This is a genomic window from Bradyrhizobium sp. AUGA SZCCT0283 (assembly GCF_018130385.1).
Lineage (GTDB): Bacteria > Pseudomonadota > Alphaproteobacteria > Rhizobiales > Xanthobacteraceae > Bradyrhizobium.
In genome coordinates this window covers 162,969-176,765 of record NZ_JAFCLU010000005.1, presented here as the reverse complement: position 1 = coordinate 176,765, position 13,797 = coordinate 162,969, and the positions used below count along the sequence as shown (strand labels likewise).

At 63.1% G+C, this 13,797-nt stretch carries 17 protein-coding genes; 10 read left to right on the top strand and 7 right to left on the bottom strand.

All coding sequences use genetic code 11. The features are described 5' to 3' along the window. Positions 1-115 precede the first annotated feature (115 nt). Positions 116-1,153: a glutamine synthetase beta-grasp domain-containing protein gene (locus JQ624_RS09905; RefSeq protein ID WP_212418682.1), complete on the bottom strand. Its 1,038-nt coding sequence runs from the start codon at positions 1,151-1,153 to the stop codon at positions 116-118. Positions 1,154-1,725: 572 nt separating this feature from the next. Here JQ624_RS09905 and JQ624_RS09900 point away from each other — a divergent pair. Next, entirely contained in the window at positions 1,726-1,923 is a 198-nt protein-coding gene (locus JQ624_RS09900; RefSeq protein ID WP_212418681.1) for a DUF2735 domain-containing protein, read from the top strand. Positions 1,924-2,015: 92 nt separating this feature from the next. Here the strand turns inward: JQ624_RS09900 and JQ624_RS09895 are convergent, their stop codons facing one another. Next, on the bottom strand, positions 2,016-2,333 hold the full coding sequence (locus JQ624_RS09895; protein WP_409334308.1) for an MliC family protein: 318 nt from the start codon (positions 2,331-2,333) through the stop codon (positions 2,016-2,018). 92 nt (positions 2,334-2,425) lie between these two features. Between JQ624_RS09895 and JQ624_RS09890 the strand changes: the two genes are divergently transcribed. Beyond that, a complete protein-coding gene (locus tag JQ624_RS09890; RefSeq protein WP_212418680.1) occupies positions 2,426-3,172 on the top strand; it encodes a tyrosine-protein phosphatase in 747 nt (248 codons plus the stop codon). 52 nt (positions 3,173-3,224) lie between these two features. On the opposite strand, the gene JQ624_RS09885 is transcribed toward JQ624_RS09890, so the two are convergent. Next, entirely contained in the window at positions 3,225-3,917 is a 693-nt protein-coding gene (locus JQ624_RS09885; RefSeq protein ID WP_312014404.1) for a hypothetical protein, read from the bottom strand. Between the two features lie 77 nt (positions 3,918-3,994). After that, entirely contained in the window at positions 3,995-4,195 is a 201-nt protein-coding gene (locus tag JQ624_RS09880) for a hypothetical protein (protein ID WP_028346392.1), read from the bottom strand. A gap of 249 nt (positions 4,196-4,444) precedes the next feature. Here JQ624_RS09880 and fabG point away from each other — a divergent pair, with 249 nt between their 5' ends. The 4 genes from fabG to JQ624_RS09860 all read left to right on the top strand — a co-directional run bounded on the left by fabG (position 4,445) and on the right by JQ624_RS09860 (position 6,792). Continuing rightward, entirely contained in the window at positions 4,445-5,125 is a 681-nt protein-coding gene (fabG, locus tag JQ624_RS09875; protein WP_212418679.1) for a 3-oxoacyl-ACP reductase FabG, read from the top strand. A 3-nt stretch (positions 5,126-5,128) separates the two neighbouring features. After that, positions 5,129-5,329 (top strand): hypothetical protein, encoded by a 201-nt coding sequence (locus JQ624_RS09870; protein WP_212418678.1) that lies wholly within the window; start codon positions 5,129-5,131, stop codon positions 5,327-5,329. A 312-nt stretch (positions 5,330-5,641) separates the two neighbouring features. Further along, positions 5,642-6,328 (top strand): DUF2161 domain-containing phosphodiesterase, encoded by a 687-nt coding sequence (locus JQ624_RS09865; protein WP_212418677.1) that lies wholly within the window; start codon positions 5,642-5,644, stop codon positions 6,326-6,328. 161 nt (positions 6,329-6,489) lie between these two features. Continuing rightward, complete coding sequence (locus JQ624_RS09860; protein WP_212418676.1) at positions 6,490-6,792, top strand: hypothetical protein; 303 nt, start codon at positions 6,490-6,492, stop codon at positions 6,790-6,792. A gap of 165 nt (positions 6,793-6,957) precedes the next feature. Here the strand turns inward: JQ624_RS09860 and JQ624_RS09855 are convergent, their stop codons facing one another. After that, positions 6,958-7,578 (bottom strand): GNAT family N-acetyltransferase, encoded by a 621-nt coding sequence (locus tag JQ624_RS09855; protein ID WP_212418675.1) that lies wholly within the window; start codon positions 7,576-7,578, stop codon positions 6,958-6,960. A gap of 261 nt (positions 7,579-7,839) precedes the next feature. On the opposite strand from JQ624_RS09855, the gene JQ624_RS09850 reads away from it, so the two are divergent. The 3 genes from JQ624_RS09850 (at position 7,840) to JQ624_RS09840 (ending at position 11,048) form a co-directional block, all read left to right on the top strand. Further along, on the top strand, positions 7,840-8,793 hold the full coding sequence (locus JQ624_RS09850; RefSeq protein WP_312014403.1) for a helix-turn-helix domain-containing protein: 954 nt from the start codon (positions 7,840-7,842) through the stop codon (positions 8,791-8,793). 165 nt (positions 8,794-8,958) lie between these two features. Next, entirely contained in the window at positions 8,959-9,972 is a 1,014-nt protein-coding gene (locus JQ624_RS09845) for a carbon-nitrogen hydrolase family protein (protein WP_212418674.1), read from the top strand. 26 nt (positions 9,973-9,998) lie between these two features. Beyond that, positions 9,999-11,048, top strand: a complete 1,050-nt coding sequence (locus tag JQ624_RS09840; RefSeq protein WP_212418673.1) for a phenylacetaldoxime dehydratase family protein — start codon at positions 9,999-10,001, stop codon at positions 11,046-11,048. A 2-nt stretch (positions 11,049-11,050) separates the two neighbouring features. On the opposite strand, the gene JQ624_RS09835 is transcribed toward JQ624_RS09840, so the two are convergent. Then, the gene (locus tag JQ624_RS09835) at positions 11,051-11,449 is read right to left on the bottom strand and encodes a PaaI family thioesterase (RefSeq protein ID WP_212418672.1); all 399 of its coding nucleotides are present in this window, start codon (positions 11,447-11,449) and stop codon (positions 11,051-11,053) included. A gap of 124 nt (positions 11,450-11,573) precedes the next feature. Here JQ624_RS09835 and JQ624_RS09830 point away from each other — a divergent pair, with 124 nt between their 5' ends. After that, positions 11,574-12,371, top strand: coding sequence for a cobalamin-binding protein (locus JQ624_RS09830; RefSeq protein ID WP_212418671.1), 798 nt, complete (start codon positions 11,574-11,576; stop codon positions 12,369-12,371). Between the two features lie 104 nt (positions 12,372-12,475). Here the strand turns inward: JQ624_RS09830 and JQ624_RS09825 are convergent, their stop codons facing one another. Further along, positions 12,476-13,753 (bottom strand): ArgE/DapE family deacylase, encoded by a 1,278-nt coding sequence (locus tag JQ624_RS09825; protein ID WP_212418670.1) that lies wholly within the window; start codon positions 13,751-13,753, stop codon positions 12,476-12,478. Positions 13,754-13,797: the final 44 nt, after the last annotated feature.

Here is a 13,797-nt window from a genome sequence, read left to right as displayed (position 1 = left end):
GAATCAAACCCATCAAGACGCCGTGTCATCCAAACGCAATGATCCGCCAAGGCGGTTTTGCCTTGGCGGATCAGCTTTGCTGCCCCGGGGCGTCCCCGGGTCACATCGTAGGTCCCTAGGCCGCAGCCGCCTTGGCACCGGTCGGAACTTCCGCGATGGTCTTCAGGATCTGGGACGCGATCTGGTAGGGGTCGCCCTGCGAGTTCGGACGGCGGTCTTCCAGATAGCCCTTGTATCCGTTGTTGATGAACGAGTGAGGCACGCGGATCGAAGCACCGCGGTCCGCCACGCCATAGCTGAACTTGTTCCAGGGGGCGGTCTCGTGCTTGCCGGTCAGGCGCTTGTCGTTATCCGGTCCGTAGACGGCAATGTGGTCCATCAGGTTCTTGTCAAACGCCGCCATCAGCTTCTCGAAGTACTCCTTGCCGCCGACTTCGCGCATGTACTTGGTCGAGAAGTTGGCGTGCATGCCGGAGCCGTTCCAGTCGGTATCGCCGAGCGGCTTGCAGTGGAATTCGATGTCGATGCAGTAGCTCTCGGTCAGGCGCAGCATCAGGTAGCGGGCCATCCACATCTCGTCCGCGGCCTTCTTGGAGCCCTTGCCGAAAATCTGGAACTCCCACTGGCCCTTCGCCACTTCGGCGTTGATGCCTTCGTGGTTGATGCCGGCGGCGAGACAGAGGTTGAGATGCTCTTCCACGATCTTGCGGGCGACGTCGCCGACGTTCTTGTAGCCGACGCCGGTGTAATACGGGCCCTGCGGCGCCGGATAGCCATCGGCCGGGAAGCCGAGCGGGCGGCCGTCCTTGTAGAAGAAGTATTCCTGCTCGAAGCCGAACCAGGCGCCTTCATCGTCGAGGATCGTCGCGCGCTTGTTCGTCGGGTGCGGGGTCACACCATCGGGCATCATGACTTCGCACATCACCAGCGCGCCGTTTTCCCGCGCGGCATCCGGATAAACCGCGACCGGCTTCAGCACGCAATCGGAGCTGTGGCCTTCGGCCTGCATGGTCGACGAGCCGTCAAAGCCCCACAGCGGAAGCTGTTCCAGCGTCGGAAACTTGTCGAATTCCTTGATCTGCGTTTTGCCGCGCAGACTCGGCGTCGGCGTATAGCCGTCGAGCCAAATATACTCGAGCTTGTACTTGGTCATTGAGCCTCTCTTGAGTTGCTTGTGGAATGCGGAAAACCAAAGCCTTGAAATCTGGATTTTGACGCCCAGCCCCCTGGAGGTCTCCGCATACGTGTACCCGGCCACGTCAGGCCACTCCTTACTAAGCATTTTGCGTGCCAATCGCTGCACTGCGGCAATAGCCGTCCACAGGCTGCCGACCGCGCCTCCTCAAATAAAAGGTGCGACATAGAAGCGCGGCAGGCCCCGTAAACGGGCATCCGGTTGCATCGTCCAGCGTCCGAATCCAGCCCATTTCTCCGGCATTTTCGCTTGCGTGCCCTTTCCGCGATTAAAGCTGCGGCAGCCTCTCAGCGCATCCGCCGGCAAGGCAGACATCCTCCGGCAACCTTCCGGCCCGCTCACGCGTTGGCCATTCGTTCGCTGCCTCGCAGGAAGCATCGCCGAAAATGCCTACGAAATAGACACTCTGTGCCGATCCCTTGATCACCTTGCGTCCGCAGAGGGCACCGACGATATGCCGGATTGTAACGACTAGAGAACGAGTCGGGCGCACCATGAAGGCTCGCGCCACGGCAAAAGGAGAGACTGTGATGATGAATACGGATGTGAATCAGGGGTCCGCAAGGATCTACCAATTTCCGGCCGGGGGCCGTGCGGCTCTCGGCGGACGTCGCTATGGCGAGGCCAAGACCGAGTTTGCCGCCCCGCCGGCCAACCTCGCGGATTGCAGCGACAGCTGGTACCACGCGGCCGCCGTCGAGGACGAAAAGAACGGGCGTGACCACTGATGTCCGGGAGGTGTCTGACAGGGACGCGCCCGATCAGTGAGGCGCGGACAGTGAACTGAAAAGGGTCGGAACGAAAGCGTTTCGGCCCTTTTTCATGTCTGCTCGCATGTGGTGACCGGCCGCCTGGCATGCTTGAGCGTTGTGACCCCGGCCTTGGTGATCCGCAGGGTCACGCCCTTCCCCTGATAACGCGATCCCGACAGCGCCACGCGCTTGGGCAGTGTCAGCGCCTTGCCGTCGAGCTGCAGATGGGCGCGGGAATCATACTGGAAAAACCCGACGATGAATTGCGCCCCGTCGGCGCAGCGATAGTTCCGGAAAGTCGACTGCGCGGACGCGGCCGACGGCGCGGTTGCCATCGCCACGGCGCATAGCGCAGCGCCAAAAATCGTATTCCTGCGACAATTCATGTTTCGCCCCTTGCAGAGTTCAGTATAGACGAGACGGAGGCAGACGACATGCCCTTCCCCCGGCCGCCGCGCGAGATCATCCGAACCAGCCGATGTCAACCTCCCCCGCCCGCCATCTCAAGCTCTCCGGCGCCAGCAATTTCCGCGATCTCGGCGGCTATCCCACGAGCGACGGCCGAACCGTGCGCTGGCGGCAGATCTTCCGTTCCAACCATCTCGGCCATCTCACCGATGACGATGTCTCCGTGCTGCGGGAACTGGGCGTCCGCAGCGCGTTCGACTTTCGCGGCACCGAGGAGCGCGCCGCCGCCCTGTGCGGCATGCCTGAAATATCAGTCCATTCGCTGCCGGTCGAACCCACTGTCGTCGCGACGCTGCGCGCCATCGCAGCCGCCGGCACGCCGCTGTCGACGGACCACGCTGTCGAGGTGATGCGCGACTCCTACCGCAACTACGTACAGAACAACACGCAGCATTTCCGCACGCTGTTTGCGCATCTCCTGGAAGATCGCGCGCCGCTGGTGATCCATTGCACCGCCGGCAAGGACCGTACCGGTTTTGCGTGCGCGCTGATCCTGCATACGCTCGGCGTTTCCGACGACATCATCTCGGAAGACTACCTCCTGACCAACCGCTTCTACCGCAGGGATCCCAATCACAGCACCGACCTGCCCGACGAGATCAGGCAGGTGCTCGGCTCAGTGCAGGCATCGTTTCTTGCCGCCGCGTTCCAGGCCATCGACGCCGACTACGGCGATCTCGAAACCTATCTCCGCGATGGCCTCGGTCTCGGCAAAGCCGAACGCGCCCATCTCGAAGCGCGCTATCTGCAGCGTTAGAGCGTTTTCCAGCGAAGTGGGGACCGGTTCGCGTCAAAAAAACGCATCTAGCCTAATCCGCCTTCACCCGCCGCATCGACACCACCTGCGCGGACGGCTTGCCGCCTGTCGTCCTGACATTGACCTGCACCTTGTAGTCATTGCTGGTTTCGCCCTTGGGCACATAGAGCATCGCGGTAAAGCGCGCGCGGCCGCGCGCATCGAGCGTTACCGGCAGATCCTCACGGACGCGAAAGGAATTACCCTGGCGATTTCGCGGCGGCAGCCTGGCCGTCATGACAGGCTCGACCAGCGCACGCAGATCGAGCCTGGTCGCCGTTGCACCGTCAATCCGGTAATAGGCAAAGGAATCGCTGTCCCAGCGGCTGTTCGCGACCTCGATGACGGCCCGGCTGTCCGGCGACCAGGCCGCAATCAGTTCGTAGCGGTTTGCCCGCATCTCGCCTGTCGCCCAATAGGTGCCGCCAAGTGTGGCCAGCACCGCGCCATCGGTGACACGGATCAGGACGTTTTCGACGTCGTTGGGAATATCGCCGCCGGAAGGCAGGCCCTGCGCGGTCCGCCAGGCGAACGCATAGTTTTTGGATGGCGAGGTGGTGTTGGCGAACACCCGCAACGCGCCCTTGCCTTCACCGCAGACGAGGCCGCCACGTTGATCGGCGATGCAGGCGTCACCCCGCACCGCGGCCGTTTGCGACGCGTACAATGCGAGGAGGACGACCGGAAATGTCACGGCGCTGCGCACGGTTCGATCCTAAGCTCCGGCCGCCTGCTCGGTAAAGCGGCGGACGGATTTGGCGGCCGTGCGGCTCGCTACAGGCTTTAGGCCGCCGCTTCCATTTCCAATTCGGCATCGAGATCGGCGATGACGTCCTCGAACGCCGAGATCGCCTGCTGGATCGCAGCGATCTGCATCAATTCCCAGCTCGAGACCGGACCGCTGCGATTCTGCAGCGCTACGACCAGGTCGCGCCGCTGCTCCTTAAGCTGAACAAGCGGTAAACCGTGATCCGGCAAACCCATGACAAATCCCCCTGCCTTTTGTTGGTATCCCGTTGTAGCGAACGGATTCTGAAAACGGCTTACAGAACTCCGGCAAATTTTATCGATTCCGCTCCATCCCGTAGTCTTACGTAGCTCGCTACCTCCGTCCCGACGCGGCCGCGGCAATTTGGGCTCAAGAGACTGGCCGTCCAGGCAGAAATTAGCCGCATTGCGATTGAAGAACTCCTGATAGGCTGCGCTCCCTTTCCCCGGTGTGCGGAGGCCCTCATGGACGGAAAAGTCATTGTCGTGACGGGCGCGCTGGGTGCGCTCGGCCGGGTGGTCGTGGATGAAGCGCTGGCGCGCGGCGCCCGGATTGCGAGCGTCGATCATGCGCCGACGCAAGTTCCGGCCACGGCGGATCTGTTCGAACTCGGCGGCGTCGACCTCACCGACGCGGCCCAGGCCGGCAAGGCGATCGCTGCCGCCGCGTCGCATTTCGGCAAGCTCGATGCGCTGATCAACATCGCCGGCGGATTTGCATTCGAGACGGTGGCCGACGGCGATCCCAGGACGTGGCAGCGGATGTACGCGCTCAACGTCATGACCGCGCTCAACGCTTCGCGCGCGGCGATCCCGCATCTCGTCTCATCGGGCACCGGGCGGATCGTCAATATCGGCGCGATGGGCGCGCTACAGGCGGGCAGCGGCATGGGCGCCTACGCCGCCTCCAAGGCCGGCGTGCATCGCCTCACCGAGGCGCTCGCCGCCGAACTCAATGGCAAGATCACGGTCAATGCCGTGCTGCCGTCGATCATCGACACCGCGGCCAACCGCGCCAGCATGCCCAAAGCCGATTTCACCAAATGGGTGACACCGAAGGAGCTGGCCGACGTGATCCTGTTCCTCGCCAGCGACGCGGCGAGCGCCGTCACCGGAGCGCTGCTGCCGGTGAACGGGAGGGTTTAGCTTATGAAGACGATGGAGCAGATACGGAAAGCTGTCGAATTGCTCTCCGCCCGGGAGTTGGCACGTTTTCGTGCCTGGTTCGAGGTGTTCGACGCCCGCCGCTTCGATGCAGCCATCGAGCGAGACGCAGGTGCTGGAAGGCTCGACGCATTGGCTGAGGAAGCGATTGTCCACTACCGGACAGGGCAATCTCGCGATTTGTGACTAAAGCGGGACGGGTTGGAGTCGAATCGATCCGCCGTTAGCGCGAAGCACTAACGATCTCGTGTCCCGGACGCAGTGCAGATACCCTTCGACGGTAAACCGCAGGGCCCAGACACAAAATCGCGAAAACAACCCCATGCAAAGTAGAATGGGCTCGGCCCGCAGCACTTACGCCGCTTGCGTCCGGGGCACGAGGTGGTCCGTCGTCACGGCCCAACCTAATCTCATCCTGCTCTAGCCTTCAATGCTTTGCCGGAATTCGGCTAGAGTCCCTGGGTTGAGTCGTGGCCGCATGCGCCGCCGGAGCGAATTTTGGAAACCGCGCTTTATCTGCCCGTCAAACGCTTCCTCGAAAAACTCGGCTTCACCGTCAAGGGCGAGGTCGGTGGCTGCGATCTGGTGGCGCTGAGCAGCGACGATCCGCCGATCGTGGTGATCGGCGAGTTGAAGCTTGCCTTCAATCTGGAACTGATCCTGCAGGCGGTCGATCGCGCCGGCGCCGCCGACGAGGTCTGGCTCGCGGCGAAATTATCTGCCCGCGGCAAGGGCCGCGAGAGCGACGCGCGTTATCGCAATCTCTGCCGCCGGCTCGGTTTCGGCATGCTGGCAGTCACCGACACGGGCGATGTCGAGGTGATCGTCCAGCCGGCGACGGCAGCCCCTCGCCGCAATCCGAAAAAGCGCTCGCGGCTGGTCGCGGAGCACCAGAAGCGCAAGGGCGATCCGGCCATGGGCGGATCGACGCGCGCGCCGATCATGACGGCCTATCGCCAGCAGGCGCTGGCCTGCGCCTCGGCGCTGTCAGGCGGGCCGCGACGCGTCAGGGACCTGCGGGCCGAGATTCCCGATGCCGGAAAAATCCTGCTGCACAATGTCTATGGCTGGTTCGACCGCGCCGAGCGCGGCATCTATGTGCTAACCGATGCCGGACGTGCCGCGCTGAAACGCTGGCCGCAGCAGCCGCTGGACCTGACCGCCGCCGGCAATCCCACGCCATGACGGCAAAAACGGTGAAAACACCAACGGTGAAAACACCGAACCGTACGGCGTTACCGGACTTGAGAGATTGTCGACGCATGGCTGTATTGCCATGCGAAATTCATATTGCAATGCAACATGCGGGCACCTAGGTATCTCCGCAATCAGATTGCGAGGCCCCGATGAGCGAAGACTGGAACACGAAATACGGCACACGACGCGTCCGGCGGGATCCGCCGACGCTGGAGGAGGCAATCTTCGCCGCGGTGGGGATCACCGACGATCAGCAGCAGCAGGCGGAAATCGCCGCCGCGCTGATGGGCCTGCCTTACGAGGATGTGCTGGCTGAAGTGAAGAAGACCGGCCGCGCGGTGGCGCGATCGGCCACCCGCATCATCGCGGGCGAGCAAGGCGCCCAGCGCGCCGTCGTAGTCGAGCGCCGCGTCATCAGGCGCTTTGGCAACGACAAGCGTACCGGTACCTGAAGCCCAAACCGTTCTGAGCGAAGTGGATACCGGTTCGCGTAAAGAAAACAACGTCAAGACAAAAGACTAGAGCCCGGTTCTGATTCGATCAGAACCGGGCTCTAAAAGTTTCTGGGCAATTCGCTGGATCCAATTTCAGCGAATTGCCCTGATTGAACGCGCCGCTCAGGCGGCGCGGCCCCAGCCATACATCCGAAGCAGCATCCGCCAATAGGCACGGTTGAAATTCGCGACCGTGCGCGCGGCATTCAGCGCGCTGTCCGCCCAGGTGGTCGCGAGCTCGGTCTGATCCTGTTTCGTCAGGTCGATGGTGCCGGTGGATTCGCCGTGGCGGAACACGAGCTGCGCGCCGAACTTGCTGGCAAGCGCCCGCATCGCCTGGTTCTGCGCGCCGGTGGTGATCCGCAGGTTCTTGTAGCCCTTGGCGCGCGCCACCGTGATCAGTTTTCTGAACAGGATGCTGCCGACGCCCCGGCGTCGCACCGACGCTTCGACGCTGAAGGCGATCTCGGGGAGCGAATCCGATGACTGGTCCGGCGGATGCAACTCCGCCGCGCCCCGAACCACGCCGTTTTCAAAGAAGGCGATGATGGTCGTGCCGTCATTGGCGCATTTCTCGGCGTAGCGCTCGATGAAGCTGTCGTCCATGAAGCCATGGAAACGGTCGTGGCGGCTGATGCGGTCGAGCCGCAGCAGGTGATCGCGCAACAGCGGCAATTCTTCCTGCTGGCTCAGCGTGCGCACGCTAGAGTTGGCGAGCGCGGCCGCAATGTAGGTGAGGTACATATCCTAAAACTCCTCTGAGAGAAGCCCTCGAGGAGGCGTCGAATCCCTAGGCGACCAATATTGTGCGTCGCAACATGAAATTCAAGTCCGGACTCTCGGTATCCTGCCTTAAATAACAGCAGTAATTGCAGTGGCTTAGCGGCATCTTTATTAACCAATTGTTAAGGTTCGACACCCGGCGCAGACTGGGCATGGGGATTGCTTATTTCTGAACAAATCAGGTTTTAGAGAACACACTCGGATGGTTTGTGGAGGTCCGTCGTGGCTGTCGTGCTCGACACGAGTTCGTGCCTTCCGGAGCGCCGGCTTGCGGTGTGGCAGGACATCGTCTGCGACACCTTTGTCGGGTTAGACTGCAAATCTGACATGCGCGGCGCGTTCTGGGGGGCTGTTTCGCAATCCAGAATCGGACCGGTGGCGCTCACGCAGGTCGAGTCCACCGCCCAGCGGGTATTCCGCACGCCGTCGCGAATAGCCCGCGCCAGCGAAGATTACGTGCTGATGGCGCTGGGCAACAGCGGCGTGAACGGCGTCTTCCAGGACGGCCGCGAGGCGATCGTCTCCGCCGGACAATTCGTGCTTTACGATACCACGCGCCCCTACGAGCTGCGCTTCGACGACAGCTTTTCACAGACCATCTTCCAGATGCCGCGCAAGCTGCTGCAACAGCGCGTCGGCTCATTCGATGGCTTGACCGCGACCACGTTCGCCGGCGATCGTCCGCTCGAACGGCTGACCTATGATTTCGTGCGCAATGTGAGCCGGACGATCGAGCAGGTCGATCCCGCGGCCGCAAGCCGCCTGCTCGACCAGGCCCTCGACCTGCTCGCGATGACGCTGGCCGACAGGCTGCACGCGCGCCTGCCGGACCAGTCGGTCCACCGCTCGGCGCTGCTCTATCGTCTCAAGAATCATATCCTGACGCATCTCGCCGATCCCGAATTGTCGCTGTCGCGCGCCGCGGCGGCGACAGGAATCTCGCCGCGTTACGCCAGCGATCTGATGGCCGCCGAACAGACCTCGTTCCGCGGCTACGTGCAGACACAGCGGCTCGAGCGCTGCAAGCGCGATCTTGCCGACCCCGCCTATCAGGCCCGGCACATCGGCGAGATCGCCTTTGCATGGGGCTTTAACGACCTCGCCCATTTCAGCCGCATCTTCAAGCAGCGGTTCGGCGTTTCGCCGCGCGAATGGCGCGAGCAGCCGCGCCAATAACGCCTTCCACCCGGCCTCCTCCCTCCTGCCACGCCACCGTCATCCGGCGTCCCTCTGCGCGTTAAGACAAGTTTTCGTTCCGCTGCAGACAAGCGGCGCGCGTTGCCATGGCTGTAGGCTTGCGACCCAGCGATTGTCGGTCGCCAACGCGAAAGGAACGGTGCGATGGGTCTGGTTCATCAGAAATACAAGGTGGCGGTGGTTCAGGCGGCGCCGGTTTTTCTCGATCTCGATGCAACCGTCGACAAGACCATCGCGCTGATCGGGGAAGCTTCCGCGCAAGGCGCGAAGCTGATCGCGTTTCCCGAAACCTTCATTCCCGGATATCCGTGGCAGATCTGGCTTGGCGCGCCGGCCTGGGCGATCGGCCGCGGCTTCGTGCAGCGCTATTTTGACAATTCGCTCGCGTTCAACAGCCCGCAGGCCGAGAAGATCCGCAACGCCGTGAAGCGCGCCAAGCTGACCGCCGTGCTCGGGCTGTCCGAACGCGACGGCGGCAGCCTCTATATCGCGCAATGGCTGATCGGCCCGGACGGCGAGACCATCGCCAAGCGCCGAAAGCTGCGTCCGACCCATGCCGAGCGCACCGTGTTCGGCGAAGGCGACGGCAGCGATCTCGCGGTCCACGATCGCGCCGACCTCGGTCGGCTCGGCGCGCTGTGCTGCTGGGAGCACCTGCAGCCATTGTCGAAATACGCGATGTACGCCCAGAACGAACAGGTGCATGTCGGCGCCTGGCCGAGTTTTTCGCTGTACGATCCGTTCGCGCATGCCCTTGGCCATGAGGTCAACAACGCCGCCAGCAAGGTCTATGCGGTCGAAGGCTCGTGCTTCTTCTTAGGCCCCTGCGCGGTCGTCTCGCAGGCGATGATCGACGAGCTTTGCGACTCCCCCGAAAAACATGCCTTCCTGCATGCCGGCGGCGGCCACGCGGTGATCTACGGGCCGGACGGCAGTTCGCTTGCCGAGAAACTGCCGCCCGACCAGGAAGGCATTCTGTATGCCGACATCGATCTCGGCATGATCGGGGTAGCGAAGAACGCCGCCGATCCGGCCGGGCACTACTCACGGCCCGACGTCACGCGGCTGTTGCTCAACACCACGCGCGCCAACCGCGTCGAGCATTTCTCGCTTCCCGTCGATGCCGAGGTCATGAGCGAAATCAGGCTGCAGGCCTGACAGTTCATTTCGAGAGGAGCAGGTCCATGGAATCCGCGATCCCGGAGCATCTGCAAACCCCACGCACGCGCCACCGCCGTGTCGGCGACGATTATGCGCCGCCCTACCCGTCCTTCGTGGCGCGGCACAAGCCAAGCGTGACGCGGGTGGTGATGGCCTATTTCGGCCTTCAGACCCGCGGCGCGGCCTCGGTCGTCGCGGTACAGGCGTTGGCCCGGCTCGCTTCGGATTTTGCAGCGGCGGATGGCCCATCGCATTGGGACCGGGCGAGCTATGTCGACGAGGCTGGTTTCACCAACGTCGTCACGGTGGCCTATTGGGACGACCGGCAAGCATTCGATCGCTGGTTTCCAGCCGCGCGTGAGCGCTGGACCGGCGAGCAGCGGACCAATAACGGGTTCGGCACCTTCATCGAAGCACTTTACCCCTCCGTCGAAGGCTATGAGACGCTGTTCTCTTCCCTCGGCAGGCCCGAAGGCGTCGCCGTTCTCGCCGACGGCATGAGCGGCGAGGTTTTGGAGCACGCCTATTGGGGCGGCATGCGCGACCGCATCCCGTTGTCCCAAACCAGCGAGATGGCGCCTTCAGGCACAGCCCGCGCGATCCGCGACGGCGCGCGCATCCGCATCATCCCGCATGACAACCTCTGCCTGATCCGCTCGGGCCAGGATTGGGGTGACACCGAAGCCGCCGAGCGCAAGATGTACCTTGGCGATGTCGAGCCGGTGCTCCGCGAAGGCATGGACTTCCTGCGCGACCAGGGACGTTCGATCGGCTGCTACGCCAACCGTTACATGACCGTCGTCGGCGCCAATGGCACGACGACCGAAAAGTCCTACGGCATGAGCTGGTGGAAAAGCCTGTCAGCGCTGGAACGCTGGGCTGAATCGCACCCGACCCATGTCAGGATATTCGGCGCCGCCATGAAATATCTATCGACGCTCGGGCCGGCCGCAAAACTGCGGCTCTACCACGAGGTCACCGTCGCCCGCGCCGACGAACAGCTCTTCGAATATGTGGATTGTCATCCGCAAACCGGGATGCTGAACGCTGTGCAGACGGTGGAGATGGCGTAAAGCTACAGTACCATCTGGGTCTGGGTCACGATCGCGACGAGCCTGCCGTCCTCGGTCTCCAGCCGCGTCTGCCAGACCTGTGTGCGGCGTCCCCGATGCACCGGGGTCGCGGTGGCGATCAGCGTTGACCCTTCCTTGGCGCCGCCGATGAAATTGGTCTTGCTCTCGATCGTGGTGGTACCCTTGGCGTCCGCGGGCAGATTGATGACGGTCGCGGCAGCGCCGACCGAATCCGCTAACGCCATGATCGCACCGCCGTGAATCGTATTCCGCAGCGTGCACAGATCCGGCCGCACCAGCATCTTGGCCACCACCCGGTCCAATCCCGCCTCCATGAAGGTCACGCCCTTCAGTTCCGCGAACGGCATCCTCATCGACTGGATTTTCTCGAGCGGCGTCATTCGTCCTCCGGCTTTTCTTCGAAATGATTTCCCGGGCAGAATGGCGGTTGCCGGTAAATCAGGCAATGACCTCCGAGGTAGTGGCTGCCGTGACATACGGGCCGAAATTCGGCATATCTCCGGCATGCGCCAGTTCCCACCCCGCCGGATCGTTTGCCTCACCGAAGAGACCGTCGAGACGCTGTATCTGCTCGGTGAGCAGGACCGTATCGTCGGCGTCTCCGGCTATGCGGTGCGGCCGCCGCAGGTCCGCCGCGAGAAGCCGCGGGTTTCCGCGTTCATCTCCGCGGACATCCCGAAAATTCTCGCACTCGAGCCCGATCTCGTGCTGGCCTTCTCCGACCTGCAGGCCGGGATCGTCGCTGATCTGGTGCGCGCGGGTGTCGCCATCCACGTCTTCAACCAGCGCGACATCGCCGGCATCTTTACGATGATCCGCACGCTCGGCGCCATTGTCGGTGCGGCCGAGCGCGCCGATCAACTGGCCCGGAGCTTTGAAGAACGTCTCGCGCGCATCGCGGCGACGCCCCGGCCACAGCCCAAGCCAAAAGTCTATTTCGAGGAATGGGACGACCCACTGATCTCCGGCATCGGCTGGGTATCCGAACTGATCGAGATCGCCGGCGGCGAGGACGCGTTACCGAAGTTGCGGCTTCAGCAGGCGGCCAAAGACCGGATCATTTCGCCCGATGTCGTGCGCGAAGCCTCCCCCGACGTGATCCTCGCCTCCTGGTGCGGCAAGAAGGTGGTGCCGGATCGAATCCGGCAGCGTCCGGGCTGGAGCGATATCCCGGCGGTGAAGAACAACCGCATCGTCGAGATCAAGTCGACGATCATTTTGCAGCCCGGCCCGGCCGCGCTGACGGATGGGCTGGACGCGGCCGTCGCCGCGTTGTGGCCGCAGTTGCAGGCGTCATCCTGAGGTGCGAGCGAAGCGAGCCTCGAAGGATGATTTGTTGTCGCGGCCCATCCTTCGAGGCGCGCAAGAGCGCGCACCTCAGGATGACGTCGGTGCCTGCTGCAAGCCTACGCCTTCTCCACCCCGCACCATTCCGCGATGAACAGCGCCGTCGCTTTGGTCGACTTCCGCAGCGACTCCAGCTCGACATATTCGTTGAAGCCGTGCATCGCCGCCCCCGTCGCGCCGAAGCACAGGCTCGGGATGTTGTAATTCAACCCGTAGAACCGCGTATCGGTGAGCGCGGTGAATGCCCGGTCCGGTACCGTGCCGCCGTAGACAGCGCCAAACGCTTTTGCAAATGCGGCTTCCGGCTCCGCCGAATTGGTCAGTTCATAGCCCTCCGACAAGAAGCCCGACCATTCCACCTGCGGTGGATTGTTGGAGAGGAATCTGTGATCCCGTGCGGCGGCCGACACGCAGGCCAAAATCTCCTTCTGGCATTCGGCGATCGACCAGCCCGGCAGGACCGCAATCCGGCAATCGACGTCGCACCAGGCCGGCACGCTGGAAGCCCAGTCGCCGCCCTTGATGATGCCGGGGTTGAAGTTGAGCGGATGGGCGACCGCCTTGAAGTGCCGATCCGCCCTGGCGCGCTCGTTCCAGTCGGCCTCGAGCTTTTGCAGCGAATGAATCAGGTGATACGCCGCCATGATCGCGTTGGCGCCGGCCCCGGCCTCGAACACGTGCACCGGGAAACCGCGCACCTTCAGGCGAAACCAGATCACGCCGACCTGCGAGCGCACCATCGTCTCCCCCGTCGGCTCCGGGATGAAGCAGGCGTCCGCGCGGTAACCGCGCTGCAAGGTCGAGAGCGCGCCGACGCCGGTGGACTCTTCCTCGATCACGGATTGAAAGTGAATGCGCGCGGTCGGCTTCAGCCCGGCGGCCTTGATCGCATCCAGCGCATAGAGCGCGCCGATGGTGCCGGACTTCATGTCGCAGGCGCCGCGGCCATACATCCTGCCGTCCTTGATGACCGGCGAGAACGGCGGCGTCTCCCACATATCGAGGGGGCCTGCCGGAACGACGTCGCAGTGGCCCTGCAGGATCAGCGATTTGCCTGAATTGTTCGACGGCCGGTAGGTTCCGACCACCGTGCGTGCCCTGGAGAAATCATGCTCGATCGGGCCGAAGCCGCGCAGATCCTTCAAATCCTCGACGTCGATATGCCAGTCGTCGACCTCATAGCCGCGCTGGCGCAGGAGATCGCCGATCATGTCCTGGCACGGCCCTTCGGCGCCGCGGGTCGAGGGAATTGCAACGAAATCCCTTGTCGTCGCCAGTTGCGCATCAAAGCCGGCGTCAACGGCGTCGAGGATTTTTTGTTGCGTATCGGTCGTCATGCGGCGGCTCCAGTCGCGAATTCAAAGAGGTCGGGAGCGCACCC

Excerpts from the sequence above, each read along its gene's own strand:
- JQ624_RS09905 (WP_212418682.1), bottom strand. The coding sequence starts at position 1,153 with ATGACCAAGTACAAGCTCGAGTATATTTGGCTCGACGGCTATACGCCG.
- JQ624_RS09900 (WP_212418681.1), top strand. The coding sequence starts at position 1,726 with ATGATGAATACGGATGTGAATCAGGGGTCCGCAAGGATCTACCAATTT.
- JQ624_RS09895 (WP_409334308.1), bottom strand. The coding sequence starts at position 2,333 with ATGAATTGTCGCAGGAATACGATTTTTGGCGCTGCGCTATGCGCCGTG.
- JQ624_RS09890 (WP_212418680.1), top strand. The coding sequence starts at position 2,426 with ATGTCAACCTCCCCCGCCCGCCATCTCAAGCTCTCCGGCGCCAGCAAT.
- JQ624_RS09880 (WP_028346392.1), bottom strand. The coding sequence starts at position 4,195 with ATGGGTTTGCCGGATCACGGTTTACCGCTTGTTCAGCTTAAGGAGCAG.
- fabG (WP_212418679.1), top strand. The coding sequence starts at position 4,445 with ATGGACGGAAAAGTCATTGTCGTGACGGGCGCGCTGGGTGCGCTCGGC.
- JQ624_RS09870 (WP_212418678.1), top strand. The coding sequence starts at position 5,129 with ATGAAGACGATGGAGCAGATACGGAAAGCTGTCGAATTGCTCTCCGCC.
- JQ624_RS09860 (WP_212418676.1), top strand. The coding sequence starts at position 6,490 with ATGAGCGAAGACTGGAACACGAAATACGGCACACGACGCGTCCGGCGG.
- JQ624_RS09855 (WP_212418675.1), bottom strand. The coding sequence starts at position 7,578 with ATGTACCTCACCTACATTGCGGCCGCGCTCGCCAACTCTAGCGTGCGC.
- JQ624_RS09845 (WP_212418674.1), top strand. The coding sequence starts at position 8,959 with ATGGGTCTGGTTCATCAGAAATACAAGGTGGCGGTGGTTCAGGCGGCG.
- JQ624_RS09840 (WP_212418673.1), top strand. The coding sequence starts at position 9,999 with ATGGAATCCGCGATCCCGGAGCATCTGCAAACCCCACGCACGCGCCAC.
- JQ624_RS09835 (WP_212418672.1), bottom strand. The coding sequence starts at position 11,449 with ATGACGCCGCTCGAGAAAATCCAGTCGATGAGGATGCCGTTCGCGGAA.
- JQ624_RS09830 (WP_212418671.1), top strand. The coding sequence starts at position 11,574 with ATGCGCCAGTTCCCACCCCGCCGGATCGTTTGCCTCACCGAAGAGACC.
- JQ624_RS09825 (WP_212418670.1), bottom strand. The coding sequence starts at position 13,753 with ATGACGACCGATACGCAACAAAAAATCCTCGACGCCGTTGACGCCGGC.